23 protein-coding genes are annotated in these 25736 nt (G+C 67.3%); 14 read left to right on the forward strand and 9 right to left on the reverse strand.

Annotated features, from left to right (window positions below; translation table 11 throughout):
* Positions 1 to 219 precede the first annotated feature (219 nt).
* The 3 genes from OG326_RS01720 to OG326_RS01730 are packed head-to-tail and all read left to right on the forward strand — an operon-like array spanning position 220 to position 3779.
* Positions 220 to 1053: a hypothetical protein gene (locus tag OG326_RS01720; RefSeq protein ID WP_327142870.1), complete on the forward strand. Its 834-nt coding sequence runs from the start codon at positions 220 to 222 to the stop codon at positions 1051 to 1053.
* A gap of 48 nt (positions 1054 to 1101) precedes the next feature.
* Positions 1102 to 3030: a fumarate reductase/succinate dehydrogenase flavoprotein subunit gene (locus tag OG326_RS01725; protein WP_327142871.1), complete on the forward strand. Its 1929-nt coding sequence runs from the start codon at positions 1102 to 1104 to the stop codon at positions 3028 to 3030.
* A gap of 2 nt (positions 3031 to 3032) precedes the next feature.
* Positions 3033 to 3779, forward strand: coding sequence for a succinate dehydrogenase/fumarate reductase iron-sulfur subunit (locus OG326_RS01730; RefSeq protein WP_327142872.1), 747 nt, complete (start codon positions 3033 to 3035; stop codon positions 3777 to 3779).
* Positions 3780 to 3816: 37 nt separating this feature from the next.
* Here the strand turns inward: OG326_RS01730 and OG326_RS01735 are convergent, their stop codons facing one another.
* The 3 genes from OG326_RS01735 to OG326_RS01745 all read right to left on the reverse strand — a co-directional run bounded on the left by OG326_RS01735 (position 3817) and on the right by OG326_RS01745 (position 5243).
* Complete coding sequence (locus OG326_RS01735) at positions 3817 to 3972, reverse strand: hypothetical protein (RefSeq protein ID WP_327142873.1); 156 nt, start codon at positions 3970 to 3972, stop codon at positions 3817 to 3819.
* Between the two features lie 180 nt (positions 3973 to 4152).
* On the reverse strand, positions 4153 to 4359 hold the full coding sequence (locus OG326_RS01740; RefSeq protein ID WP_327142874.1) for a DUF397 domain-containing protein: 207 nt from the start codon (positions 4357 to 4359) through the stop codon (positions 4153 to 4155).
* Positions 4356 to 5243, reverse strand: a complete 888-nt coding sequence (locus tag OG326_RS01745; RefSeq protein WP_327142875.1) for a helix-turn-helix domain-containing protein — start codon at positions 5241 to 5243, stop codon at positions 4356 to 4358. Before OG326_RS01745 ends, OG326_RS01740 begins: the two co-directional genes overlap by 4 nt.
* A gap of 391 nt (positions 5244 to 5634) precedes the next feature.
* Between OG326_RS01745 and OG326_RS01750 the strand changes: the two genes are divergently transcribed.
* From OG326_RS01750 to OG326_RS01760, 3 genes are all read left to right on the forward strand, one after another.
* Positions 5635 to 5838, forward strand: coding sequence for a hypothetical protein (locus tag OG326_RS01750; protein ID WP_327142876.1), 204 nt, complete (start codon positions 5635 to 5637; stop codon positions 5836 to 5838).
* Between the two features lie 385 nt (positions 5839 to 6223).
* On the forward strand, positions 6224 to 6646 hold the full coding sequence (locus OG326_RS01755; RefSeq protein WP_327142877.1) for a GNAT family N-acetyltransferase: 423 nt from the start codon (positions 6224 to 6226) through the stop codon (positions 6644 to 6646).
* A 2-nt stretch (positions 6647 to 6648) separates the two neighbouring features.
* On the forward strand, positions 6649 to 7509 hold the full coding sequence (locus OG326_RS01760; RefSeq protein ID WP_327142878.1) for a hypothetical protein: 861 nt from the start codon (positions 6649 to 6651) through the stop codon (positions 7507 to 7509).
* Between the two features lie 9 nt (positions 7510 to 7518).
* Here OG326_RS01760 and OG326_RS01765 read toward each other — a convergent pair whose 3' ends face one another.
* Genes OG326_RS01765 through OG326_RS01780 form a run of 4 tightly spaced genes read right to left on the reverse strand, consistent with a single transcriptional unit; the run spans position 7519 to position 12328 of the window.
* On the reverse strand, positions 7519 to 8502 hold the full coding sequence (locus OG326_RS01765; RefSeq protein WP_327142879.1) for an SCO2521 family protein: 984 nt from the start codon (positions 8500 to 8502) through the stop codon (positions 7519 to 7521).
* Between the two features lie 10 nt (positions 8503 to 8512).
* Positions 8513 to 9529 (reverse strand): SCO2522 family protein, encoded by a 1017-nt coding sequence (locus OG326_RS01770; protein ID WP_327142880.1) that lies wholly within the window; start codon positions 9527 to 9529, stop codon positions 8513 to 8515.
* Positions 9526 to 10449, reverse strand: a complete 924-nt coding sequence (locus OG326_RS01775; RefSeq protein WP_327142881.1) for an SCO2523 family variant P-loop protein — start codon at positions 10447 to 10449, stop codon at positions 9526 to 9528. Before OG326_RS01775 ends, OG326_RS01770 begins: the two co-directional genes overlap by 4 nt.
* Before the next feature lies 1 nt (position 10450).
* Positions 10451 to 12328, reverse strand: a complete 1878-nt coding sequence (locus OG326_RS01780; protein WP_327142882.1) for an SCO2524 family protein — start codon at positions 12326 to 12328, stop codon at positions 10451 to 10453.
* 287 nt (positions 12329 to 12615) lie between these two features.
* Here OG326_RS01780 and OG326_RS01785 point away from each other — a divergent pair, with 287 nt between their 5' ends.
* Genes OG326_RS01785 through OG326_RS01795 form a run of 3 tightly spaced genes read left to right on the forward strand, consistent with a single transcriptional unit; the run spans position 12616 to position 15582 of the window.
* Positions 12616 to 13482 (forward strand): carbohydrate ABC transporter permease, encoded by an 867-nt coding sequence (locus OG326_RS01785; RefSeq protein ID WP_327142883.1) that lies wholly within the window; start codon positions 12616 to 12618, stop codon positions 13480 to 13482.
* The gene (locus tag OG326_RS01790) at positions 13472 to 14305 is read left to right on the forward strand and encodes a carbohydrate ABC transporter permease (RefSeq protein WP_327142884.1); all 834 of its coding nucleotides are present in this window, start codon (positions 13472 to 13474) and stop codon (positions 14303 to 14305) included. Before OG326_RS01785 ends, OG326_RS01790 begins: the two co-directional genes overlap by 11 nt.
* On the forward strand, positions 14302 to 15582 hold the full coding sequence (locus OG326_RS01795) for an extracellular solute-binding protein (RefSeq protein ID WP_327142885.1): 1281 nt from the start codon (positions 14302 to 14304) through the stop codon (positions 15580 to 15582). Before OG326_RS01790 ends, OG326_RS01795 begins: the two co-directional genes overlap by 4 nt.
* A gap of 1 nt (position 15583) precedes the next feature.
* Here OG326_RS01795 and OG326_RS01800 read toward each other — a convergent pair whose 3' ends face one another.
* Both OG326_RS01800 and OG326_RS01805 read right to left on the reverse strand, forming a co-directional pair.
* Complete coding sequence (locus tag OG326_RS01800; protein WP_442790992.1) at positions 15584 to 16561, reverse strand: DNA-3-methyladenine glycosylase family protein; 978 nt, start codon at positions 16559 to 16561, stop codon at positions 15584 to 15586.
* A gap of 59 nt (positions 16562 to 16620) precedes the next feature.
* Positions 16621 to 19605, reverse strand: coding sequence for an FAD-binding and (Fe-S)-binding domain-containing protein (locus OG326_RS01805; RefSeq protein ID WP_327142887.1), 2985 nt, complete (start codon positions 19603 to 19605; stop codon positions 16621 to 16623).
* A gap of 440 nt (positions 19606 to 20045) precedes the next feature.
* Between OG326_RS01805 and OG326_RS01810 the strand changes: the two genes are divergently transcribed.
* The 5 genes from OG326_RS01810 (at position 20046) to OG326_RS01830 (ending at position 25722) form a co-directional block, all read left to right on the forward strand.
* Positions 20046 to 21926: an ABC transporter ATP-binding protein gene (locus tag OG326_RS01810; protein WP_327142888.1), complete on the forward strand. Its 1881-nt coding sequence runs from the start codon at positions 20046 to 20048 to the stop codon at positions 21924 to 21926.
* Between the two features lie 101 nt (positions 21927 to 22027).
* Positions 22028 to 23011: a methyltransferase gene (locus OG326_RS01815; protein WP_327142889.1), complete on the forward strand. Its 984-nt coding sequence runs from the start codon at positions 22028 to 22030 to the stop codon at positions 23009 to 23011.
* 257 nt (positions 23012 to 23268) lie between these two features.
* Entirely contained in the window at positions 23269 to 23757 is a 489-nt protein-coding gene (locus OG326_RS01820; RefSeq protein ID WP_327142890.1) for a hypothetical protein, read from the forward strand.
* Between the two features lie 21 nt (positions 23758 to 23778).
* On the forward strand, positions 23779 to 24849 hold the full coding sequence (locus OG326_RS01825) for a DNA polymerase IV (RefSeq protein WP_327142891.1): 1071 nt from the start codon (positions 23779 to 23781) through the stop codon (positions 24847 to 24849).
* Between the two features lie 90 nt (positions 24850 to 24939).
* Entirely contained in the window at positions 24940 to 25722 is a 783-nt protein-coding gene (locus OG326_RS01830) for an enoyl-CoA hydratase/isomerase family protein (protein ID WP_327142892.1), read from the forward strand.
* The last annotated feature ends 14 nt before the right edge of the window (positions 25723 to 25736 follow it).

Genomic DNA, 25736 nt, shown 5'->3' on the forward strand with positions numbered 1-25736 from the left:
GAATCGGACCGGTTCGGGCCCGTCCCGCGAGGATTGCCGTTTGTTCACTAAGCAAACGACTGGCCGCAGAATTTCTGAATTGTGGCGCAAATCACGCGATCACGAATTCACGGTTGCGAGCTCGAGTGATAGCTGTCCTGTCGTAGGGTGCTGACCATCACATTCGATGCCGGAGGTAACGATGACGTTCCACGGGGTAGAGCAGCGAGGCATCCAGCAGTGAGCGCCGCACCAGTCAAGGCACCTGAATCGAGCACGACCGGGGTATTCAGCAAGGGTCGCGCCGCCATCGCGGCGCGCACCCTACGGACCGATCGCTGGTGGGTTCCACCGCTGGTCACCGTGCTGGGACTCGGGACTTTCGTCATCTACGCGACCATCAGATCCTTTGCGCGCGCAGCATATTGGGTGAACGACTACCACTATCTGACGCCGTTCTACTCACCCTGCCTGAGCGCCTCCTGCGTCGAGGGCTCCAGCCACCTCGGCGCACCCATCGGCCATCTGCCGATGTGGATTCCGCTGGGCTTCCTGGTGTTGCCCTTCCTGTTGCTGTTCCGGCTGACCTGCTACTACTACCGCAAGGCCTACTACCGGGCCGTGTGGTTCTCGCCGCCGGCCTGCGCGGTGGCCGAACCGCATGCGAAGTACACCGGTGAGACCAAACTTCCGCTGATCATCCAGAACGCCCACCGCTACTTCTTCTTCGTGGCGGCCATCATCGCGGTGATCAACACCTACGACGCGGCAATCTCCTTCCACGCCAAGGGCGGCGGCTTCGGCATCGGCCTCGGCACCCTCATCATCACCGCGAATGCCCTGCTGCTGTGGGCGTACACGCTGTCCTGCCACTCGTGCCGGCACATTGCGGGCGGCCGGCTCAAGAACTTCTCGAAGCATCCGGTGCGGTACTGGTTCTGGACCAAGGTGTCCGCATTGAACACCCGGCACATGCTGCTGGCCTGGACCACCCTCGGCACGCTCGTCCTGACCGATTTCTACATCATGTTGGTTTCGAGCGGCACCATCACCGATCCGCGGCTCATCGGCTGATCGATCGGTTGATCCCAATCCTCAAGTCTGTCAGGAGTATTCGGTTCCATGCCTGAAGTCGAACGGCACAAGTACGACGTCGTGGTCATCGGTGCGGGCGGCGCCGGACTGCGCGCGGTCATCGAAGCCCGCGAACACGGCCTGTCGGTGGCGGTGGTGTGCAAGTCGCTGTTCGGCAAGGCGCACACCGTCATGGCCGAGGGCGGCTGCGCGGCCGCCATGGGCAATGCCAATGAGAAGGACAATTGGCAGACCCATTTCAAGGACACCATGCGCGGCGGCAAGTTCCTGAACAACTGGCGCATGGCGGAGTTACACGCCCAGGAGGCCCCCGACCGGGTGTGGGAGCTGGAAACCTATGGGGCGCTGTTCGATCGGACCAAGGACGGCCGGATCAGCCAGCGCAATTTCGGCGGCCACACCTATCCGCGCCTGGCGCACGTCGGCGACCGCACCGGGCTCGAGCTCATCCGCACCATGCAGCAGAAGATCGTCTCGCTGCAGCAGGAGGACTTCGCGGCCACCGGTGATTACGAGGCCCGCGTCAAGATCTTCGCCGAATGCACCATCACCGAGCTGATCAAGGACGGGGACAAGATCTCCGGGGCGTTCGGCTACTGGCGCGAATCGGGGCGGTTCATCCTCTTCGAGACGCCGGCGGTGGTGCTGGCGACCGGCGGAATCGGCAAGTCCTACAAGGTGACCTCGAACTCCTGGGAGTACACCGGCGACGGCCACGCACTCGCCCTGCGGGCGGGCGCCACGCTCATCAATATGGAGTTCCTGCAGTTCCATCCGACCGGCATGGTCTGGCCGCCCAGTGTGAAGGGCATTCTGGTCACCGAGGGTGTGCGCGGTGACGGCGGCATCCTCAAGAACTCCGAGGGCCAGCGCTTCATGTTCGACTACATACCCCCGGTCTTCAAGGGGCAGTACGCCGAAACCGAGGAGGAGGCCGATCAGTGGTTGAAGGACAACGACTCCGCGCGCCGCACCCCTGATCTGCTCCCCCGCGACGAGGTCGCCCGCGCCATCAACGAAGAGGTCAAGGCCGGGCGCGGCACCGAGCACGGCGGGGTGTTCCTGGACATCGCCTCTCGCATGCCCGCCGCGGAGATCAAGAAGCGGCTGCCCTCCATGCACCACCAGTTCCTGGAGCTGGCGGATGTGGATATCACCAGGGAGCCCATGGAGGTCGGCCCGACCTGCCACTACGTCATGGGCGGCATCGAGGTCGATCCCGATACCGGTGCGGCGACGGTGCCCGGATTGTTCGCCGCCGGTGAGTGTTCCGGCGGTATGCACGGTTCGAACCGGCTCGGCGGCAACTCGCTCTCGGACCTGCTGGTGTTCGGGCGGCGCGCGGGAATGGGCGCGGCCACCTATGTGGAGCAATTGCCGGGACGGCCCAAGGTATCCGATACCGATATCGCGGCGGCCGCGAAAGCCACTGTGGCGCCGTTCGATTCGCCGACCAGCGGCACCGGCGAGAACCCGTACACCATGCATCTGGATCTGCAGCAGACCATGAACGATCTGGTCGGCATCATCCGCAAGGAGGGTGAGCTGAAGCAGGCCATCGAGAAGCTCTCGGAGATGCGCGATCGCTTCGACAGCGTCACCGTCGAGGGGCATCGGCAGTTCAATCCGGGCTGGCATCTGGCGCTGGACCTGCGAAATATGTTGCTGATCAGCGAATGTGTCGCCCAGGCCGCACTGCTGCGCACCGAGAGCCGCGGCGGCCACACCCGTGACGATCACCGCGGCATGGATCCGGTGTGGCGCAATAAGCTGCTGGTCTGCCGCATCGATCCGGACGAGGTCGGATTCTCGGTGCCGTCGGTGACGGTGACCCCGGAGGATCAGCTGCCCATGCGCGTCGATCTCCTGAAGCTGTTCGACCTGACGGAACTCGAAAAGTACTACAGCACTGCCGACCTCGCGCCCGTGCGCGACGGCGCCGGAGAGGCGGAATAGCCATGGCTTACGACGCGAAGTTCAAGGTCTGGCGCGGCGATATCGAGGGCGGCGCGCTCGCCGATTTCACCGTGCAGGTGAACGAGGGCGAGGTGGTGCTCGATGTCATCCACCGGCTGCAGGCCACGCAGACCCCGGATCTGGCGGTGCGCTGGAATTGCAAGGCCGGCAAGTGCGGTTCGTGTTCGGCGGAGGTGAACGGCCGCCCGCGACTGCTGTGCATGACGCGCATGAACACCTTCACGCCGGAGGACGTGATCACGGTGACGCCGCTGCGCGCCTTCCCGGTGATCCGCGATCTCGTCACCGATGTGTCGTTCAACTACCAGAAGGCCCGGGAGATACCGTCTTTCACGCCTCCGGTGGATCTGAAGCCGGGCGACTACCGGATGCAGCAGCAGGATGTGGAGCGGTCGCAGGAATTCCGCAAGTGCATCGAATGCTTCCTGTGCCAGAACACCTGTCACGTGGTGCGTGATCACGAGGAGAACAAGGAGTCCTTCGCCGGGCCGCGCTATCTGATGCGGATCGCGGAATTGGAAATGCATCCGCTGGATGTGGCCGATCGGCGCGACCTCGCACAGGACGAGGCCGGACTCGGGCTCTGCAATATCACCAAGTGCTGCACCGAGGTCTGCCCGGAGCACATCAAGATCACCGACAATGCCCTCATTCCGCTCAAGGAGCGGGTGGCCGATCAGAAGTACGATCCGCTGGTCTGGCTGGGCAACAAGCTCTTCCGGCGGTAGCGGACAAGGCCCCTCGTCAGCTCGTGACGGGGGGCTTTCACAGCATGGCGACGACGCCGATCGCGACGGCGCCGACCAGCAGTCCCACTGCCAGCGCCGAGATCAGGGCTCCGGTGAGTACGTACACGCCTATCGCCGATACCGCGAAGAGCAGCCCGACGATCAGTCGTTCCACCCAGTCGCCGGGATCCACTCTGCGGTACCGGGTTCGGGAATTTCTGAGCCCTCGGTCCACGGAATATTGGATACCCATGTATTGCCGTGGCAAACATGTTTTCGAGATATAACGGCTACCGATTCGTGATCTTCCGTGAAGCGGGCGGTGAACAGTAGTTTCGCCGCCCGCCGCCCCGGAGGAACGGGACTGCACGGATCAACTGTCGAATGCGCCGCCGTCGATGCCCGAGGTGAACGAGGCCCACTCCCCCGCACCGAATACCAGTGCGGGACCGTGCGGATTCTTACTGTCCCGCACGCCGACCCGATCGCCGGTCAGAAAAGCCACCTCGACGCACTCCTTGCCCGCGCCGCTGCGACTGCTCTTGAACCAGTGGGCCCCAGCGAAATCCTCGATGCTCATGCCGAATACTCCTTCGCCACCTGCCGCAGCAGGATTCTGCTGTCCTGGACATCCAGTGCGCACTGCTCCAGAGCACCCTGTGCCCGGCGATAACGCTGAACGTCGCCCTGTCTTTCGAGATAGAGATCGCCGGTGAACCCCTCCACATAGACCACCGGGGGCTCCACCGGCTGCCCTTTGCCGTCGATCCCGAACTCGAGAATCACGAACGGACCGGTCGAAAGTCCCAGGGGGACACCGGCTGCGAAGGGCAGAATGCGCAGAGCGACATTGGGTCGGGTACTCAGATCCGCCAAGTGCCGCACCTGCGCCGCCATCACCTTTGCACCTCCCACGGACCGCCGCAATACCGATTCGTGCAACACCATGGCGACCGTCGCCGGATGCATGCGCCGGGTGATGAGCGCCTGCCGCTGCATCCGCAGCTGAACCCGCCGATCCAGTTCCGCCGCACCGTCGTTCGGATATCCGAGACTGTTCAGGGCCCTTGCGTAGTCGGCGGTCTGCAGCAGTCCCGGCACCAATTCCGATTGGTAGCAGGACAACTGCTGCGCGGATGCTTCCAGCCCCACGTAGATGTCGAAATTCTCCGGGATGAGGTCGCCGTAGGAGTGCCACCAGCTCTTGACGGCCGCCTGCTGCGCCAAACCCTTGAGCCCCTCGGCGATTTCGCCCGGTATGCCGTAGATGCGGCACAGCTCGTGGATGTCGATGGTGCGGATGCGATCCGCATTGCCCTTCTCCAAGCGCTGTAATGTGCTCGCGCCCCACTCCATGAGTTTGGCGGCCTCGGCGATGGTCAACCCTGCCTGAATTCGCCAGTCCCGCAGGTAGCGGCCGAGCTGGCGGCGTGGCAGGGTCGATGACGCAGGGCTCTCTGACACAGCGCACTCCGTTCTCGGGGCGGGGAGGACCGGGTCGGCGGCAGCGGTGCACAGGGGTCTGAAACACCGTGCGTTAGGCTTGCGGTACACCGGCTCCCGCCCGGACACACTCCCCGGACACATGTTCATCGGCGGGGGGTTCGTCCACTATGGGGAATCCTCCTCCCCCAAGTGGATTCACTGCTGGGAATTCGCGCAATTTTGCGTTCTCATCTTCGAAAAACGCCCGCCGGGCGTCTGCTCATGGTGTGCTGGATATGTGCTCGGAGTGGTGTTGCTAGGCCCCTTTCGTTTCCTGAATTCTCCGGGCACTTCAGGTATCCCATGCGGAACGAGGAGTCATGGCCGAAGTCGTCACCCCTTACCACCGATCTCTCACGGAGGTCGGGACATGCAACTGACAACTCTCAATATGCACGTCGCCGGTTTGCTGCGTTGTCGCAGGGATCCGGGCGTCATGAGCATCGAACAGGCGCACGCCGCAATGCAATTGCACCTCGACTGCACGGTGCAGACCTGCAAGGTGCGGCGGCGCGCTCGTGCGACGCTGGTCGAGGAGGGACGGTGCGTGCTCGACGAGCGCGCACTGCCATGACAACCGGCGCCGGCCGGTATGAACGTGCGGTGCATCGCGCACTGTGGTGGATGCTCGATCTCCGCCGCACGCTCAACCGGTCGCGTTCGCGTGGCCAGGGTCGTTCGGGGAAGGCCCCTGGTCGCAATAGCAGCTGCCGCACCGCCTTTCGATCGCCGCCGCACCCTCCTCCGGTGCGCCCGGTGTAGCCCCGCCGCGTTGCGTCAGCGCGGTCCGGCCCGCCCGCTCCACAGACGGCGGGCAGGCCGGACCGCACCCACCTCCGGGCTCGGCCACCCAGACGGCCAACGACGCCTACCCTGGAATCCATCGCACCACGCCGGTGGAGGGGACATCGTTGTTAGCCTTCGGACAACCGCAGGTACCGGTTTTCCGGTCTGCGTCCATGGGGGATCTGGATGCCATACAGGCCCTGGAGGTCGCCGAATTCGCGCACCTCGCCTATCCGTATTTCATTCTGCGCCAGCTGTTCGAGCTGCACGGCCCGGAATGGACCGTCGCCGAGCACGAGGGCCGAGTCTGCGGATATGTGCTCGCCGCCCTGCGCGGCGGGGGCACCGCGTGGTTCATGGGATTCGCGGTCGCCGGTCATTGCCGCGGGCGCGGATACGGTCGCGCACTGCTGGAATCGGCGCTCGAGCGCTGCCGCGCCGAACAAATCGATCAGGTATTCGTAACGGTGCGCCCGGGCAACCGCGCCGCCTACCACCTGTACAAAGAGGTCGGTTTCGTCTGGGCCGATCACGAGGTGGACTACTTCGGACCGGATGAGCCGCGAGATGTCCTGGTGCGCAAGCTTTACCATTGATCATGCTCGAAAAGAGCTCGCCCTCGTCACCGTTCGTCGCGGCCATGAGTACCCGCGTCGAGCGGCATGCCGACGCCTATGCCGAGGACATCTCCGGATTCCTCGAACAGCCGCATCGGCTGCGGCGCACCGTGACCGAACGACCCCTGCTCGATACCTTCACCCGCCATGTGGAGGCGGTGGTCGGCACCTACGATCCGCCGGGCATCCGCCGCATCGGCGACAGCCTGGTCTTCGGGCACCTCTACGCCGAGGCCCTGACCCAATCCCCCGACGGCACAGCGCAATCGGTTCCGGTGGTGAAGCTGCTCGCCGCGCTGCTGGCCGCCGAGGTGGAATTCCGGGGGCCGCTGCGGCTGAGCCGCACGCAGAAGCGTCAGCTCGCCGAGAACTACGAGCGCCTGGGCCGACGCCTGATCGCGGTGGGCTTGCCCGCGCACGCCGCCTTGGCCTTTCGGCGAGCGAACGGTCTGTTCCACGGCGACGAGGACACCGATGCCGAGGACCGCTGCGGTCTCGCGCTGGCACGGGCCCGCCGGCTGGCGCAGCCGGTGGCGTGGCGGCGCATCGGCGGTCTCTTCCCGGATCTGGTGTGCGGCTACGGGTATCGCCCGTTCCGCATGCTGGGCTGGATCGCCCTGCAACTGCTGGTCTTCGTGCTCGCGATCGCTACGGTCTCGAATCAGGCGCTCTCCGTCACCGTGTACGAGGTGATGGTCAACTATGTGAATCCGCTCGGACCCGGTGACACCGAGGGCCTACGTGCCGGTGGGCGCGCCTATTTCGTGATCGAGTGCTATCTGGGCACCGTCACGCTGTCGGTGTTCTTCGCACTGCTGGTCCGCCGCTGGTTCCGGCTGTGACGCGGTGGGTCACCACTGCGCGGTGCTGATCTTGGAGCTGCGCAGGGCCTCCAGCGTCGCCACGGCCAGCCGGTCGCGCAGCTGCCCGACCTGGGCCGTCCACTGCCGGGAGAAACCGGGATCGGCCTCCAGGCGGGTCCACAGTTCGCGCAGCCGCGGCGGGGTGTGCGCGCCCGGCATCCACAGGTGCACAAGCTGTTCCAGCAGTGGGCTCAGCAGCGCCACCGCATCCCGTTCGGGTCCGAGGCGGCCGGCGTCGGCCAGCGCGGCGTCGAGCGTGGTGAGCAGCCAGTCGTGCACCGCCAGGTCCTCGCAGAAGCGTTGCACGCCTGCGAGATCCCGGACGGTCGGCACCATGATCCGCACCGACCGGGTGGACTCGTCCTCCAGCCGGAAGGCGAACAGGGTGCGATTGCGCACCTCGCCCTCCAGCCGCGGCGCCACCCGCGCCGCCCAGCGCAGCCGCGTCGCGGTGGTGCGCAGCTGCGGGCGGCGGTCGAGGCGGGCATCGGTGCGCACCTGGGTGAGCAGCCGATCGCTGATGGAGCCCAGATCGAGGGTGGTCGAGCTGGAGGCCTCGAGAAAGCCCTCGCTGAGATCGACTGCGGCAGCGGTATCGTCGCCGATCCGCGGGATCAGTTCGACGGTGCCGAGCTGGGACAGATAGTGCGACCACGGCCGCCGGCTCGATTCGGCGGCCCGCACCACCCGCACCGCGGACGAACTCTGCGCGACCCGGCCGCCCACCAGCGCCGCATGCGAGGCGACGGTGCCGACCACGCGACTCTCCGAGCGGGATACGGTCGCGAGCTGACAATCCACACCGACCGCGGCGGTCGGTGAAATCGCCAGTGCCAGCGGTCGTTCCCGCGTGAGCACGCGCTGCCCGGGCAGCAGCGCGAGTAGTTCGGCCACCTCCGCCGACGGCAGCGCCACCGAGGCGGGCAGCAGCCCCGTGCGCACCTCCCCCAGCAGAACCAGCGGATCACTCACAGCGTTCCCATCAGACGTCGCCGAGGAATACATGATTGACCCGGTGCGTGACGCGCGCGGGCACATCGACGGGAATGCGCTCGGCCGCACCGCGTTCGGCCAGTTTGGCGTAGACCTCGTCATCGAGTTGCAGATGGTCGAGGATCACCCGCACCGCGTGCTCGATGCCGAGGTAGCTGTGCGGCAGCACCGAGAGCGTGCGGTAGGCGGCGAAGGGCGCGGCGGCCGGATTCAACTGCACCACGGTCGGCATCTTCCACCAGTCCGCGGGCCACGGATCGGCCCAGGCCTGAGGCTTGGCCACCACCGCGCCGTCGTGCCGGATCATGCCCAGCCGCAACAGCTGCCAGATGGAGGCCAGGAACGGACAGGACCACTGGGTGCGCTCGACCGCCGCACCCGACACCTGCTCGGTGTAGCGGCTCCACAGCTGCACATCCAGGAAGATCGAATGGTTGCGCGCGGCGAATTCCACCGGCGGCCGATACGGTGCGACCCGCATGGCCTGCGCCGCATCATGTTCGGAGGAACGGCGGCCGTTGCACAGCCAGCCCGAGCTGGTGGTGGCCGGGCGGCGGCCGGTGGCGCCCAGATCCTCCGGTTCCGGCACGATGCGGGCCGCCATCATCTCGGCCAGCCGGATGGGTTCGCCGACGGCCTCGCCGTCGATGAAGACCGGGACCTCGGCGCAGCCCGCCTCCCGCGCCAGATAGTCGATGCGCACACCGCATTCGGTGGCGGCCTGCAGCAGCTTCTCCAGAATGGTCCGGGGATCGGTGTCGTGCCGGAAGTAGTCGTCCACCAGGAAGCAGGTGCTCACCCGCGCACCCGGGCCGAATTCCAGCCGGGCCGCCTGGGTGTGCGCCTCGACCAGCGGCGCGACCCGCCGCAGCTGGGCCTTGATGCGGTCCACGCCATTGACGAGATCGTCCATGTAGAAGTGCCCGGCTTCGATGGACACATGCGAGAGCGGCTGGCCGGCCACCCGGTTGCGTTCACCGGCCTCGCTGTAGTCGATGGAACTCACTGTCCCTCCAGCCTTTCCCAGAAAGCCTGAGTGTTGACCCGGGTGGCGAGTTCGCGGAAAGCGGCCACGGTCTTCTCGTTCGCGATCCGGTCGGCAACATCGACATCCAGGATCACCTGCTCGCGCCACTGCAGCATCGGCTCGACCGGCGTCGCGCCGAGCATCAGGGTAGTGCCCAATCGATAGCGTACGGCGGCTCGGCTCAGGGTGTTGTTCTGCTCCTGCAGCCACGCCGCCTGCGCCGCCTGCAGGCCGGTGGACTCGTTCAGTTCCGGCACCGCGGTGCGCACGTAGCGCACCGATTCCATCAGTCGCGCACCGTCGTGTCCACAGGCCGCGCCGGTCTCCAGCAGCCCGTGCTCGCCGTGCACGAGACCGTTCGCGGCCACCAGGTGCTGGCGGGTCCAGCGGTGGAACACCAGCCAGCGCACCGTGGACTGGGCCAGCTGCGGCATGGCGGTGGCGCGCAGCACCAGGGTGAGGGCGATGGAGCGCCCGGCGCTCAAATCGACGATGGTGACATCGAATTCCTGCTCGCAGGTGGCGAGCAGTTCGGCGCAGCGGCGCACCATGGCCTCGTCGGCGAAGGCGAATTCCGCACCGCCCGCATCGCCGGGGAACAGCACCAGGCGTCCGGACGGATGCCGGGAGTGCCGCAGTTCGGGGCGGTCGGTTTCCGAACGCACGCTCAGGCGGGCCGCGGAACCGTTGTCGCCCAGCATGTACGAGTGCAGTCCGGCGTCACCGGTGATGCCGCGGTCGGCCCGGCTGATCTCGAAGATCGCGCCCACGGTCGGCGAACCGAAGTCGAAATCCAGATACGCGACCTTGAGGCCGTCCATGCTCAGCTGATACGCCATATTGGCGCTGGTCACCGAGCGGCCGGTGCCACCCTTGTCCGAGGCGGAGAAAACGAGCACGTCACACGCTCCTGGTGGCGTCGAAGCGGGCGTAGGCGAGTTCGTCGAGCTCGAGCAGGGCCTGCGAGGCCAGACTCAGTGCGGTGCCGGGGCGTTCGTCTATGAGTATCCGAGCGCGTTCCAAGCGGCGTTGTGCCAGTGCCAGGGCGGTGCGCAGCGCGGAGCTGTCCGTATCGCTGAGCTCCAGCAGCTGGCCGTTGAGCAGATGCTCGGCCTCGATCAGCAGTTCCATGGCGCGCGCCACCATGCTGGGGAAGCGCAGCGGCGGCTCCCGGAACATGCGTGCGGCGGCGACCAGGCATTCGACCACGCGCTCGGTGAGATACCAGGAGGGTTCATGATTTTCGGCCCCGCCGAACAGGCGGGCCGGATCGTCCCACAGCCCGGTGACCCGGCCCTCGCGGAAGGCGCGGCGGTCCAGATGCTCCATGGTGTCCTGGGCCAGCTGCAGCAGTTTGTCGCGCACCTCCATGGTCCCGGAGAGCCGGGCGGCCTGCAGGATGCGCTTCAAAAGTACTGTGGCGTAGTCCGATACGGTCCAGACCAGCAGCGGCCCGTCGTACACCTCATCGCTGCCGATGAGCCGCAGCCGCACACCCGGGGTGTGCATGGCGCGGGCCGAATCGTGCACCGTCATGCGGCTGGTGATCCGGCCGCGCCGCGCGAGTTCATCGAAAATCGGTGCGGCCCTGGTGAGGTCGTCGTCATCGGCTTCTCGGTTGAGCAGATCCTGCATGAGGACGGCCGATACCGTGAGGCTGAAATAGTCCGACTCCTCACCGTCGGAGGTGCGCCAGGGAATATCCTCGAGCGGCCAGCGGCCGGAGCCGAAGCGCGCCACCGCGGACCAGTAGCGCTGCGCCAGATCCCAGCGCAATTGCAGCGCCTCGGCCAGGCGGCGCTGCTCACCGTCGAGCAGGTCCAGCTCGCGGGTGCGGGCGGAGGTGAGGTCATTGATTCCGTCCAGCGCCACCACGGTGAAGTGCAGGTAGGGACGGGCAATGGCGTAACCCGGCGCGGCGGCGATGGGCATATCGACAAAATCGATATAGGCGGCATCACGCACCAGACTCCAGCTCCAGCCGCATTCGAAGAGCAGATCCTCGTCGTAGAGGTCCACACCGGGAGTCTGGCTGAGGGTCAGATCATTGCGCAGCCGGATGCGCACGCGTTCCAGGCGGCGGGCGACCGCGTCCACCACCGCCGGGGCGGCCGCACCGGTCTGATTGAGCATGGAGAGCATGGCCCGGCCCTCGGGCGATTCCGGGGTCACGGTGTTCACCACGAAGCTGCGCACCAGGCCGACCATGGCGGCGGTCAGGCGGGTATTGATACGGGCATCGAGATGATCGATACGCGCGGCGAGATCCCTTGCCTCCCTCCGGGTCTGCGTCAGCAGGAAGCCCTGGAAACCGCGCAGGAACTTCAGCGCGGCCAGGCACAGGGTCAGCGACATGGAGTAGGAGTCGACGATATCGAGGCCGCGCTGCTCGTCCGTCGGTGCGACCTCGTCCAGGCTGGACAGATAGCTGCCCGCCGCGAAGACCGGCAGATCCTTCTTCTCCCCCGCCTCGTTCGCGGCGACCTCGGTATAGCGGTCGATGTAGTCCTCGAGCACCCGGACCAGCGTTGCTCCCACACGTTGCGGATTGCCCATCGGTGAGAGCACCGCGCGAATATCGTCGGGGATATCGTCCGGCCGGTCCAGGCCGAAGCCGTCGATCTCGGTCGCCGGATACAGCAGACACAGCAGCTGTTCGGCATCACTGATGGAATTGGAGCCGTCGCGCCCGCCCCACACCCACTCCCCCTCGCGGTAGCAGGCGGTGAGCAGCGACCGCCACACACCGAGAATCTGCTGTCGTGGCTGAATTCTCATCGACGCCGTCCCCTGCCGTTTCGTGGCCCGCCTCGCCGGTCGCAAAAACTATCATGCGCCGACGCTGTACACCTGGTGAAAGAGCCCGCTGAACCGATGCGTATTTCGAACGGTCGATCGGGCGAATCGGACAGTGCCCAAGGGTAACTCGGTCTTCGTGCACCGTCATGTGCGTAACGGAACCGGGTGATCCAGGCGGTACTGGGCCCGGGACGTGATCCAGGGATCGGGCGAATCGGGCGCGTGGTCGCACACTGTGTGCGGGTCGACCGGTAGCGTCCCCGATCATGAACCGGACGGTTCGGCGCGTCGCCACCAGTTATGCCCTGCTGCTGCCGAGTCTTCTCGGCGTCGGCTGTTTTCTGCTGGTCCCGATCGGGGTGGTGCTGTGGCTGAGTCTGCACAGCTGGAATCTGCTGGGGCCCATGCAGTTCACCGGTCTCGCCAATTGGCGATCGGTGCTGGGTGACCGGCAGTTCGGGCATTCGCTGCTGGTCACGCTGGCGCTCACGGCGCTGGTGGTGCCCGCGCAGACGGCTCTCGGGTTCGGGGTCGCGGCGCTGCTCGCGCGGCGCGGGCGCGGGTCGGCGGTGCTGCGGGTGATCTACGCGCTGCCGTGGATGTGCGCGCCGGTGGCGGTGGGCGTGGTGTGGCAGTGGATCTTCGCACCCACCGGAGGTGCGCTGAACGCGCTGCTGGGGCGGCGCATCGAATGGCTCAGCGATACCGCGCTCGCACTGCCGGCGGTGGCCATGGTGATCGTCTGGATGAATGTCGGCTATGTGGCCTTGTTCTTTGTCGCCGGAATACGCGCCATACCAGCGGAAATCCTCGACGCCGGTGCGCTCGACGGGGCGACCGGCTGGCGGCGGGCGCGCTGGCTGATCCTGCCGCTGCTGCGACCGACCATGTTCTTCGTGCTCGCCACCGGTGTGCTGAGCGTCTTCCAGACCTTCGACACCGTGTACGCGCTCACCAAGGGCGGGCCAGACCATCACACGGATGTGGTGGCCATGCGCATGTATTCGGAGGCCTTCGACGCCGCGCGCCCCGGGCGGGCGGCGGTCATGGCGGTGGTGGTGTTCGCGGTCATGTTCGTGATCACCCTGGCGCAGCATCGGTACTTCCGGGATCGGACCAGCTATGAGTACTGAACTCCGCAGGGCGGCAGTGCGTTCCGGCGCGGCATACGCGGTGCTCATCGTGGGGGCGCTGCTGACGGTCGCACCGCTGGTGCTCAGTGCGTTCACCGCGGTGAAGACGTCGGGGCAGTTCGCGAGCGAATCCGCCTTGACGCCACCGCATCCGGTGACGCTGGACAACTTCCGGACCGTGCTCGACCAGGGACTCGGGCGGGCAATCGCGGTGACCGCGCTCATGACGGTGTTCATCACCTTCGGACAGCTCGTCATCTCCATCCTGGCCGCATACGCGTTCGCGCGCACCAGCTTTCCCGGGCGGGAAGCGATCTTCTGGGTGTACCTCGGCACCATGATGGTGCCCAGCGCTGTCACCCTCATACCGCTGTATCTCATGTTCGCGAAACTGGGCTGGCTCAATACCTTCTGGGCACTGGTGCTGCCGTTCGTCTTCGGCTCGCCGTACGCCATATTCCTGCTGCGGCAGTATTTCCGGTCCATACCCGGTGAGCTCGTCGATGCGGCGCGGATGGACGGCGCGAACACGCTCGATGTTCTGGTGCATATCGTGGTGCCCATGAGCCGGCCGATTCTGGCCACCCTCACGGTGATCACCATTGTCTCGCAGTGGAACAACTTCATGTGGCCGCTGGTCGCCGCCAGCGGGACGAAGTGGCAGGTGCTCACCGTGGCGACCGCGAATATGCAGACCCAGTACAACTCGCAGTGGCCGCTCATCATGGCCGCCACCACTCTCGCCATCGCGCCACTGGTGGTGCTGTTCCTGATATTCCAGCGGCAGGTGCTGCGCTCCATCGCGTGGACGGGGCTCAAATGAGGGTCAAGGACTCCACCCGGGCGGTGCTCGGGATCGCGCTGGCGGTGCTGCTGCTCATTGCCGCCGCGCTGTGGCTGGGGCGCGATGGTGACGCGTCGGGGCGCACCGTGGTGCGGCTGCGCATCTGGGATCAGAGCTTCGTGGCCGCGTATCGGGCCTCGCTCGATGAATTCCAGCGGGCCAATCCGGATATCGAGGTGCGAATCACGCTGGTGCCGTGGGATTCCTATCCGCAGAAGCTACGGCTGGATGTGGCGGGCGGGATTGCCGACGATCTGTTCTGGACCGGGCTGTACGAGGACTATGCCGACAGCGGGCGCCTGGTGGACATCGGGGCTGCGCTGGGTGCGGACGCCGCGCGGGTGTGGGATCCGGCAGCGGTTTCGCAGTTCACCCGCAATGGAAAGCTCTGGGCGGTACCGCAATTCGTGGACGGCGGGACGGCGGTGTTCTACAACCGGGATCTGCTGCACGCGGCCGGGGTCGATCCCGCCGAGATCGCGGGAGCGCGCTGGAGTCCCGATGATGCCGCCGATACCTTCCGGCCGCTGCTGCGGCGGCTGCACGCGGTGGCGCAGTGGCCGTACAACGCCGCCAAGGATTACCAATCCATCGAACTGCCCTACCTGGGTTCAGCAGGAGGGCAGCTGCAGCAGGGTGAGCAGTTCGCCTTCGCGAGTCCGCAGGGGGAGACCGCGTTCGGGTACCTGGTGCGGCTGATCGCCGAGGGATTGTCGCCTTCGGCGGCGGACACGAACACCAGCGGCGACTTCGCCAAAAATGCGTTCTTGCAGGGCAAGATGGCGCTGTTCCAATCGGGCAGCTTCAATCTCGCGACCATTGCGCAGGGTGCCGGATTCCACTGGGGGCTGGCGCTAATTCCGCAGGGGCCGTTGGGGCGGCTCAGCACCGATAATTCCGTCGGCGTCGCGGCCAATGCGGCGTCGAAGCATCCGGAGGCGGTGCGGCGGGTGCTGGCGTGGCTGGGTAGTCCGGCGGGTGATCGATATCTGGGGATGAACGGGGCCACCATTCCGGCCGTCGTCTCCGAACGGCAGGTGTACCAGGACTATTGGGCGCGGCACGGTGTCGACGTTTCGGCCTTCTTCGATGTGCTGCGCGAGGGGCAGTTCGCCGCCGGGGGCGGACCGGGATTTCCGGCCGCGCTCAAAGCGATGGATCCGATTCTGGCGGAGATGTTCTCGGGCCGGATTCCCGTTCGCGCGGGTCTGGAACGGGCACAGGCGGCGGCGAATGACGCTGTCGCGCAGCAGTAGATCAGATTCGGCTGTGGTCGGTGTACGGGGTGCGCGGACCGAACTTGGGCTTGTGCGCGAAACCCGCGAGGCCCAGTAGCCGGACGGCCCGATAGCGGTGCGGGCGAAGAGGTTCCAGGTATTCGATCATGGCGTCGTCGTCGATGGGACGGCCGAGCAGCGTCCAGCCGACCGTGGCGGCGAGGTGGAAATCGCCCACCGACAGGGCATCGGGATCACCGAAGGCGCGCTGGGCGATTTCGGCCGCGGTCCACACGCCGATACCCGGGACGGTGCGCAGTCGCTTTTCGGCGTCGGCGTGACTCAATGCCGCCGCTTCCTCCAGCTTGGGGGCGATACGGGCCGCCAGCACAATGGTTTTCGAACGCTGCGGCTCCACATTCGCGCGGTGGTAGACCCAGGACGGAATGTGCCGCCAGGTTTCGGCGTCCGGCATGACCCGCAGTCCGTCGGGGGCCGGGCCCGGCGCCGGAGTTCCGTAGCGCCACACCAGTTTCCGCCAGGAGGCGTGCGCGGTGCGGGTGTGCACCTTCTGCTCCAGCACCGCGGGGACCACCGCCTCGAACACCAGGCCGGTGCGCAGCATGCGCAGGCCCGGATTGCGGCGGTGCGCCTCGACGACCTTCGGATGCTCGGGGGAGAAGCCGGTGAGGTCCTCGTCCAGGCACAGCATGTGGGGGAGGCGCTCGAGGAATTCCTCCGCGCCGGGCCCCCAGGCCTGGGCGTCGACACCGCGGCGATCGAGCTGCCGCAGGCGGTAGGTGACCGGTCCGGTCGGCATGCGGGAGGCGTGCCAGTGCGCGCCGTCCGGAGTCTCGCGGTGACAGGGGTCGCCGAGCCCGCGCCGCAGCGGCGAGACGGTGGCGGCGAGATCGATCGGACGCTCGGACCGCACCGTGCGCGTCTGAGCGGTGGCGATCGGCGCGGTGGTCACCGGGACATTCTGCGCCCCGCCGCAGCGGTGCCGCCGCCAGCCCATGCCGGTGGTGACCCCGGCCATAGGCGCGGCCGGGAGAGCCTGCCCCGGCCGCGATGCCGTCATGGCTGGTCGCTGGGCTCCGACAGGAATTGGGCGAGGTGCCGGAAGGACTTGCCGGCCAGCTGCTCGGCCTGGGTGCGGCACGAGAATCCGTCGGCGATCAAGATCGAATCGGGCTCTGCCGCGCGCACGGCCGGGAGCAGTCCGTTCTCGGCGACGGCGACCGATACGTCATAGTGCCCGCGCTGCATTCCGAAGTTTCCCGCGAGCCCGCAACAGCCAGCGATCTCCTGTACCGAAGCACCGGTACGTTCCAGAATCCGCCGATCCGCCGCGAACCCGGAGACCGCGTGCTCATGGCAGTGCGGCTGCACCAGCACCGTCTGCCCGCGCCGATCCGGCGGCTCCCAGCCCGGCTGCGCCTCGAGGAACTCCGCGAGGGTGCGCATCGCCCCAGCGACCGCGCTCGCCCGCGGATCCTGCGGCAGCAGACGCGGCAGATCCTCGCGCAGCGCGGCCGTGCACGACGGTTCGAGCCCGACCACCACCCCGCCGCCGCGCACATGCGCGTCCAGCGCATCCACGGTGTCCCGCAACCGCTTCCGTGCGCCGTCCAATTGCCCCGTGGTGATCCAGGTCAGTCCGCAACACACCCGCCGCTCCGGAATGCCGACCGAATATCCCAGTGATTCGATCAATTCCACGGCAGCCCAAGCGATCTCCGGATCGAACGCATCGGTGAAACTATCGATCCACAGCATGACACCGGTCGACAGGACGGCTGGAGCCGATGCCGAATCACTGGGCGAGACAGCGTCTGCCCCGATCGGCGGCTGCGCGTCCGCCCCGTCGGCGGAGTCGGAGCGGACAGCACGGGCTGCGCCCGAACTGTCGGTGGGGAGCGAGCCAGCGTGACCTTCTGTGATCGGCGCCGCGATTGTGACGTCGGCGGTGGCGCGCAGGGCAGTTTCATTCGGCGGCGGTCCGGATCGCGCACGGTCGCGCCAGGAGCGGCGAAAGCTGCGGGCCGCCAGGGGTGGCACGGGTCGGCGGGAGTCGATTCCGGCGGCGCGCAGGCCTATTCGGCGTAGCGGACCGGTGGCGGCGAAGGTGTTGAGTACGCGGGGGAATCGGGTGGCGATGGCGAGCCACTGGGGGAGGCGGCCCAGGGAGTAGTGGTCGAGGGGGCGGGGGCGGCGGTGGTAGCGGCGGTACAGGGTTTCGGATTTGTAGGTGGCCATGTCGACGCCGGCGGGGCAGTCGGATGCGCAGGCCTTGCAGGAGAGGCAGAGGTCCAGGGATTCGGCTACCGCGTCGGAGCGCCAGTCGAGTGCGCCGCGCACCACCTCCTGCAGGACTCGGGCGCGGGCTCGGGTGCTGTCCTTCTCATCGGCGGTGGCCTGGTACGACGGGCACATGAAGCCGCCGGCGCGGCTCGTATCGGCGCGGCATTTGCCGACGCCGACACAGCGATGCACGGCGGTGCCGATATCACCGTCGGCGAGGAAGGCGAAGCCGTCCGCATCCGGGACCGGGCGCAGACCGGCGAGGCGCAGGTCGGCGTCGAGGGGGTTCGGGCGTACGAGGACACCGGGATTCAGTACGTCTTCGGGGTCGAAGAGCGCCTTGAAATCGGCGAAGGCCGCCAGGGCCGCGGGGGAGTACATGTACTGCAACAGTTCCGAGCGGGCGCGGCCGTCGCCGTGCTCACCGGAGAGGGAACCGCCGAAGCTCACCACCTGGCGGGCGGCATCCTCCAGGAAGGCCCGGAACCGTTGCGGGGCATCCTTGATCGGCAGATCCAGACGGACGTGGATGCAGCCGTCGCCCATGTGTCCGTAGAGCAGGCCGTCTACCCGGTGGTCATGCATCAGGCGCTCGAATTCGCGCAGGTACGCACCCAATCGCTCGGGAGGCACCGCCGCGTCCTCCCATCCCGGCCAGGCTGGATTGCCGTCGGGCGTACGCCCCGACAGACCGGCGCCGTCGGCGCGAATTGCCCACAGCGCCTGCGCTTCTCGCTGATCGAGCACCACGCGGGTATCGAGTGCGTGCGCGGAGTCGCACAGCATCTCGGCCAGTTCTCGGGCCTGCTCGGCGGTATCGCCCGCGATTTCCACGAACAGCCAGCCGCCGCCGCGCGGCAGGTCGGGAACCCTGCCGGTATGCGCGCGGACCACGTTCACCAGTCGCGCGTCCATACCTTCGACCGCGATGGGCCGGACCGCCATGATGGCCGCGATATCGTCTGCGGCCGTGGGCATATCCGGATAGCCGAGCACGACGAGCACCGTGGCCGCAGGTATCGGCACAAGGTCGACCGTCGCCTCGAGCAGTAGTCCACAGGTGCCCTCGGTCCCGACAAAAGCCTGCGCCACCGACGAACCGTGTTCCGGCAGTAGGTGTTCCAGTGCATATCCGGACGCCTGCCGCTCGAACCGCCCCAGTTCGGTGCGGATCAGCGCCAGATTCGAGCGGGTGAACTCTGTCAGGCCCGGCACTACCGCCAAATCCCTGCCGAGTCGCCGCTGCGCACCCGTCCCGTCGAGAATTCGCAGCTCCCGCACGGTATCCGAGGTGCGCCCCCACGCCACCGCCCGCGGCCCGCAGGCATTGTTGCCGATCATCCCGCCGAGCGTGCACCGATTCTGCGTCGACGGATCCGGCCCGAACCGCAAACCGTGCGGCGCGACCTCCCGCTGCACACTCCCCAGCACCACTCCCGGCTGCACCCGCGCCCACCGCTGCTCGGCATCCACCTCGACAATCGCATTCATATGCCTGCTGAAATCCAGCACCACCCCCGCCCCGATGGCATTGCCCGCCACCGAAGTCCCCGCCCCGCGGGCCGTAACCCCCAGCCCCTCGCCCCGCGCGAAGGCCAGCACCTCGGCCACATCCGCTTCGGTCCGCGGAAAAACCACCGCCGCCGGCACCACCCGATAGTTCGACGCATCCGACGAATACTCGGCCCGCCGCCGCTCCGAGGCATCGACCTCCCCGGCAAGCCGCCCGCGCAACCCCCGCACCACCGATTCGCTCACCCCGCCAGCCTAGGAGCACCGCTCCGCAGCACCGCCTACCCGCGGCACCGACCGGCAGTCCGCCCGCACCACGCCGCCCGAGACCACACAGCGCATGCCCTAGCCGAAATACTCCACAGGGCATGTTCAGTCGGTAGAGAGGCTGTTCGGTGAGAGTCGGGCCGCCAACACCCCCACCTGCAACACCCACCGACCGGCAGTTCACCCTGCATGCCAGATCGAGGCCACACAGCACTTGTCTCAGCCGAACAGCTCTGATCAGGCATGTTCGATCGGTCGACGGGCTGTTCGGTGCGAGGTGAGCGAAGCCCGCTTCGACGCGATGGCCGATTCCGCTGTGAGCGGACAATCGGGGGTATCGGCTTGTCCTGAACCTTTGTTGAGGTCTTACTGTCGGTGGTCTGGGGTTCGATGAAGTCCAGAGTGGTGAGGAGTGCGGGATGAGTATGGAAGCCGTAGCGCGGGATCAGCTGTATCGGCGGATGAACGCGCACACGGAGCAGCGGCCGCTGCGGGCGGGGACCGCACGGCGGATTCTCGCTTTCGCGCGTCCGCATCACCGGCGGCTGGTGGCCTTCCTGGTGTTCAGCATCGGGTCGGCGCTGCTGGCGGTCGCGACGCCGGTACTGGCGGGTCAGGTGGTGAACGACATCGTCAAGGGGTCGGCGCCGCGGACGGTGATCCTGCTCGCGGCGATCATCGCGCTGGTGGCGGTGCTGGACGCGGGTTTGGGGCTGGTCATCCGGCTGCTGTCGGCGCGGATCGGCGAAGGGCTGATCTTCGATCTGCGGACCTCGGTCTTCGATCATGTGCAGAAGATGCCGATCGCGTTCTTCACCCGCACCCGGACGGGAGCACTGGTCAGCCGCCTCAACAATGATGTGATCGGGGCCCAGCGGGCCTTCAGCACCACACTGTCCGGTGTTGTCACGAATGTGGTCACGCTGGCACTGACGCTGGCGGTCATGCTGCGGCTGTCCTGGCAGATCACGCTGCTGGCCCTGGTGCTGCTGCCGGTGTTCGTACTGCCCGCGCGGCGCATGGGCGACAAGCTCGCCGGGATTCAGCGTGAGGCCGCGGGGCTGAACGCGTCCATGAGCACGCAGATGACGGAGCGGTTCTCCGCGCCGGGCGCGACGCTGGTGAAGCTGTTCGGACGCCCGCATCAGGAGTCCGCCGAATTCGGCGACCGGGCCGGGCGGGTGCGCGATATCGGGGTGCGGACCGCCATGCTGCAGACCTACTTCGTCACCGCGCTCACGCTGGTGTCGGCCCTGGCTCTGGCGCTGGTGTACGGACTGGGCGGATACTTCGCATTGAAGGGGACCCTGGAACCCGGTGCGGTGGTGGCACTTTCGCTGCTGCTGGCCCGGCTGTACTCACCGCTGACCGCGCTGGCCAGCGCCCGGTTGGACGTCATGTCGGCGCTGGTGAGCTTCGAGCGGGTCTTCGAGGTACTGGATCTGAAGCCGCTGATCGAGGACGCGCCCGATGCCGTCGCGGCGCCGGACGGGCCGATCGCGGTGGAGCTGGACCGGGTGAGCTTCGGCTATCCGTCCGCCGACAAGGTATCGCTGGCCTCGCTCGAGGATGTGGCGACGCTGGACAGCCGGGGCGGGGACGAGGTGCTGCACGAGGTGTCGCTGCGGGCCGAACCCGGACAGCTGGTGGCACTGGTCGGCTCCTCCGGGGCCGGGAAATCGACCATCGCGCAATTGGTTTCGCGGTTGTACGACGTGGATTCCGGATCGGTGCGGCTGGGCGGCACCGATGTGCGCGAGCTGACCGGGCGCTCCATTCAGGACACCGTCGGCCTGGTCACCCAGGACGGGCACCTGTTCCACGACAGCATTCGCGGCAATCTGCTGCTCGCCCGCCCCGAAGCCACCGAGGCGGAACTGTGGGATGCCCTGGAGCGTGCCCGGTTACGTGATCTCATCGCCTCGCTGCCCGACGGTTTGGACACCGTGGTGGGCGAACGCGGCTACCGGCTCTCCGGCGGCGAACGCCAGCGCCTCACCATTGCCCGCCTGCTGCTCAAGCAGCCGCGCGTGGTCATTCTCGACGAGGCCACCGCCTCGCTGGACTCCACCTCAGAGGCCGCTGTGCAGGAGGCGCTCGCCGAGGCGCTGCAGGGCCGCACCGCCCTGGTGATCGCGCACCGGCTCTCGACCATCCGCAATGCCGACCAGATCCTGGTTCTGGAGCACGGCCGCATTGTGGAGCGCGGCACCCATACCGAGCTATTGGCCGTCGGCGGCCGCTACTCCGAGCTCTACCGCACCCAATTCGCGGACGACAGCGAGACTGCCGCCGCCTGATCCCGCCACGCATCGCCCGTTAGCCGTTGCCGGTTCGGCAAGCTGTTGCCGAACCGGCAAATAAAGTTGGCGTACCGGAAAAACTCGATAGCGTCGTAGGCATGGGAGCACATACGCACGAGCACGCGCATCAGCACGACAACCCAGCAGCCACGGACGGCGCCGCCCCCGCGAACGGGCACTCCCACGGCCACGGGCACTCGCACGGGCACACCCACGACGGCATCGACTGGACCACGCAGATCGCCAATCTGCGCCGGGAGGACGCGATGGCGGCCGCGGCGCAGGCGGCGATCGCCGAGCGGTTGATCGCCCTGCTGCCCGAGAGCGGTGACGTGCCGACCGTGCTGGATATCGGTGCGGGTGCGGGCGGGCAGAGCGCGGCCTTCGCCCGGGCCCTCGCGGCTCGCGCCGGCGGACGGCTGGTGATCGCCGATGCGGTACCGGAGCTCATCGAGGCCGCGCGCACCGCCGCGGAGTCGGCCCGGGGCGGCGACGACCGGGTGACCATCGAGACGATCCAGGTGGATGCCGCCGATGACGCCGCGGTCGAGGCGGTTCCGCCCGCCGATCTGGTCTGGGCCTCCCGCATGGTGCACCACCTGCCCGATCAGCAGGCGGGCGCCGATCGCCTCGCCCGCCTGGTCCGCACCGGCGGCTGGCTGGCCCTAGCCGAGGGCGGCCTCACCACCCGTTGTCTCCCCTGGGATCTCGGCATCGGCGCCCCCGGACTGGGGGACCGGCTGGCGGCCGCCCGCGAAACGGGATTCGGCCGCATGCGCGCCGAGATCACCGGCGCCGTCCGCATGCCCTACGGCTGGAGCACCGCCCTGGCCCACGCGGGGCTGAGCGAGGTCACCTCGTTCAGCATCCTCATCGATCATCCGGCGCCCGCCGGCCCCGAGGTTCGCGCCAATGCGGCCGCCTGGCTGGAGGCGCTGCGCGGCCATATCGACGATCAGATCACCGCCGAGGACCGCGCCGCCATCGATGCTCTGCTCGATCCCGCCGGCGACGGCTTCATAGCTGCTCGCAATGACGTATTCATGCTCGGCGCCACCACAGTTCACCTCGGCCGCCGCTGATCGAATTCCGCACCGGCAACCTATCCGCAACGCCGCCAACGATATTCGGCGAATGCGGATCGGCGGCCGCGTGTGCGCAGCCGGTATGCACGTCTGCAAGTACACCCGCATTCACAGCGGCGCGGTGTCTGAGCGACACCGTGCTGTGACCGTTCCGTTAAGCGCGAGGCGGTCGCAAATGTCCTGCTGTACGGCATAATTCGACTTCCCTGGCACAGCTTTCACACACCTTTTTTCAGGCCGGGGGAGGAGTTTCGGTGAGTCGTACGACGGAGCAGCGGCGGGTAACCGCCTTCGGTTTCGATGATATTCAGCGCTTTGCTGAGGTCGCGCGCGCAGGCGCGGAAAAACGGGAGTCCCGCGCCCGCGAGATACCCCCCATGGAATTGCGGGTGACCAGCGAATTCCGCCGGACCGAGGAACAGTGGACGGTCCCGGAGAAACTGCTGGCGGAGTGCACCACGGGCAAGGTGGTTGTCGATTTCACGCAGGCGTACTGTTCCCGCCGCGAGATCGATATGCAGGTCAGGGCGGGTTCCGGCTCGATCGTGGTGATCGTGCCGCGCGGCTGGCGGATCGACCTGGAAGCCGTGGAGTTCGGCACCGGACATGTGGTGAATCGCGTTAATCTGCCGCGTTTTCCGGGCGCCCCACTGATTCGGATCCAGGGCCACGTGGACTCGGGTGTGCTCAGGGCCCGATATGCGCATCGTTCTCCGGCGGAGTGGTTGCGGCGCTCTCGCTGAGAGTTGCGGTAAGACGGAGGGGTGACGCGCTGGCTGCTGCACGTCGACCTCGACCAATTCCAGGCCGCGGTCGAATTCCGGCGGAATCCGGAGCTGCGGGGCCGACCGGTCATTGTGGGCGGCAACGGCGATCCGGAAGAGCCGCGGAAAGTGGTGTCCTGCGCGTCGTACCCCGCGCGGGCGCACGGTGTGCGTGCCGGAATGCCACTGCGGGTGGCACTGCGCGCGTGCCCGGACGGCGTTTTTCTCCCACAGGATCTGGCCGGCTACGCGGAGGCGTCCGAGGAGATCATGACGCTGCTGCGCACATTCCCCGGGCGGGTGGAGGTGCTCGGATTCGACGAGGCTTTTCTGGCGGTGGATACCGACGATCCGGAACAGCTGGCGCGTGAAATCCGCAGTGCCATCGAAGAACTGGGTCTGACGTGTGCGGTCGGCATCGGAGACAACAAGACCCGGGCCAAACTCGCCACCGGATTCGCCAAGTCGGTCGGCAAGTCCGGTGATGCCGCCGCCGAGCGGGATGCCGGAACGGGCATCTTCCGGCTCACGGCGGACAATTGGACCGAACTGATGGCGCATCGGCCCACCACCGCGCTGTGGGGCGTCGGTGCGCGGATCGCAAAACGCCTGAGCGCCTTGGGGATAACGACCGTCGCCGAGCTGGCGGCCGCGGATCGGGAACTGCTCGCCAGGGAATTCGGGCCCAATACCGGGCCTTACCTGTGGGTCCTGGGCCACGGCGCGGGCGATACCGAGGTGGCCGAGCCCCGGGAACCGGTGGGGCACAGTCGATCCGAGACCTTCCCCGCCGATCTCACCGAACGCGCCGAATTCGACGATGCCGTCACCCGCCTGACCACCCAGGTGACCGAGGAGACCCTCGCCGGCGGGCGCACCGTGGCGCGCATCGGCGTCACCGTCCGCACCAGTACCTTCTTCACCCGCACCAAACAGCGGAAGCTCGCACATGCCAGCACCGATGTGGACGAGGTCGTGCAGACCGCGCTGCAGGTACTGCACGGCTTCGAGCTGGACCGGCCCATTCGCCTGCTGGGCGTGCGCGTGGAATTCGGCCCGCGCTCCGAGTGATCGAGGGTCCGGCGTGAGTGACCGAGCGTCGGGCGGGAAGACCACGTTTGCAATGCTGGGACCAGGCATACGGACGGAAGGCACCCATCGATGAGCAATTACGAGAACATCAGCTTCGAGCACAATGGCCCGATCGCCCGCATAACGCTGAACCGGCCGAAGGCCGCGAACGGCATCGACCAGGCGCTGGCCGACGAATTGGCGCAGGCCGCCGCGTACTGCTCGGAGGATCCCGCCATCAAGGTGGTGGTACTGACCGGCGCCGGGAAGTTCTTCTCCGCGGGCGGCGATCTGCGGGCCATGGCGGGCAGTGACGACACCGGTGCGTTCATCGCCAAGCTGGCGGGCACGCTGCACGAGGCCGTGTCCTCCCTGGCCCGCATGGACGCCCTGCTGATCGTCGGGGTGAACGGCACCGCGGCGGGCGCCGGCATGAGCCTCGCGGTGGCCGGTGATCTGGTGGTCGCGAGCGAATCGGCGTCGTTCACCATGGCGTACACCAAGGTCGGGCTGAGCCCGGACGGCGGCGCGTCCTACTACCTGCCGCGCCTGATCGGCGTGCGCCGCACCCAGGACCTCATGCTCACCAACCGGGTGCTCAGCGCCGCCGAGGCGCTCGACTGGGGGCTGCTGCACCAGGTGGTGCCGGACGCGGATCTCGCCGACACCGTGGAGCAGCTGGCCCAGCAGTTCGCGCAGGGGCCGAAGGGTTCCAATGCGAATGTGAAGAAGCTGCTGCTGGTTTCGTCGCAGCACACCCTCGAGGAGCAGTTGGCCACCGAGGCCACATTCATCACGCACGCCGCCGAATCGGCCGACGGGGCCGAGGGCATCGCCGCGTTCCTCGGTAAGCGTTCGCCGAAATTCGCCTGAGGAACGCGGCTTTC

The sequence above is a fragment of the Nocardia sp. NBC_01327 genome, assembly GCF_035958815.1.
Classification (GTDB): domain Bacteria; phylum Actinomycetota; class Actinomycetes; order Mycobacteriales; family Mycobacteriaceae; genus Nocardia.

Bases quoted from the DNA above. Each gene is read 5' to 3' on its own strand.
- OG326_RS01725 (WP_327142871.1), top strand. From the start codon at position 1,102: ATGCCTGAAGTCGAACGGCACAAGTACGACGTCGTGGTCATCGGTGCG.
- OG326_RS01790 (WP_327142884.1), top strand. From the start codon at position 13,472: ATGAGTACTGAACTCCGCAGGGCGGCAGTGCGTTCCGGCGCGGCATAC.
- OG326_RS01810 (WP_327142888.1), top strand. From the start codon at position 20,046: ATGAGTATGGAAGCCGTAGCGCGGGATCAGCTGTATCGGCGGATGAAC.
- OG326_RS01785 (WP_327142883.1), top strand. From the start codon at position 12,616: ATGAACCGGACGGTTCGGCGCGTCGCCACCAGTTATGCCCTGCTGCTG.
- OG326_RS01795 (WP_327142885.1), top strand. From the start codon at position 14,302: ATGAGGGTCAAGGACTCCACCCGGGCGGTGCTCGGGATCGCGCTGGCG.
- OG326_RS01755 (WP_327142877.1), top strand. From the start codon at position 6,224: ATGGGGGATCTGGATGCCATACAGGCCCTGGAGGTCGCCGAATTCGCG.
- OG326_RS01760 (WP_327142878.1), top strand. From the start codon at position 6,649: ATGCTCGAAAAGAGCTCGCCCTCGTCACCGTTCGTCGCGGCCATGAGT.
- OG326_RS01730 (WP_327142872.1), top strand. From the start codon at position 3,033: ATGGCTTACGACGCGAAGTTCAAGGTCTGGCGCGGCGATATCGAGGGC.
- OG326_RS01815 (WP_327142889.1), top strand. From the start codon at position 22,028: ATGGGAGCACATACGCACGAGCACGCGCATCAGCACGACAACCCAGCA.
- OG326_RS01780 (WP_327142882.1), bottom strand. From the start codon at position 12,328: ATGAGAATTCAGCCACGACAGCAGATTCTCGGTGTGTGGCGGTCGCTG.
- OG326_RS01740 (WP_327142874.1), bottom strand. From the start codon at position 4,359: ATGAGCATCGAGGATTTCGCTGGGGCCCACTGGTTCAAGAGCAGTCGC.
- OG326_RS01830 (WP_327142892.1), top strand. From the start codon at position 24,940: ATGAGCAATTACGAGAACATCAGCTTCGAGCACAATGGCCCGATCGCC.
- OG326_RS01750 (WP_327142876.1), top strand. From the start codon at position 5,635: ATGCAACTGACAACTCTCAATATGCACGTCGCCGGTTTGCTGCGTTGT.
- OG326_RS01800 (WP_442790992.1), bottom strand. From the start codon at position 16,561: ATGGGCTGGCGGCGGCACCGCTGCGGCGGGGCGCAGAATGTCCCGGTG.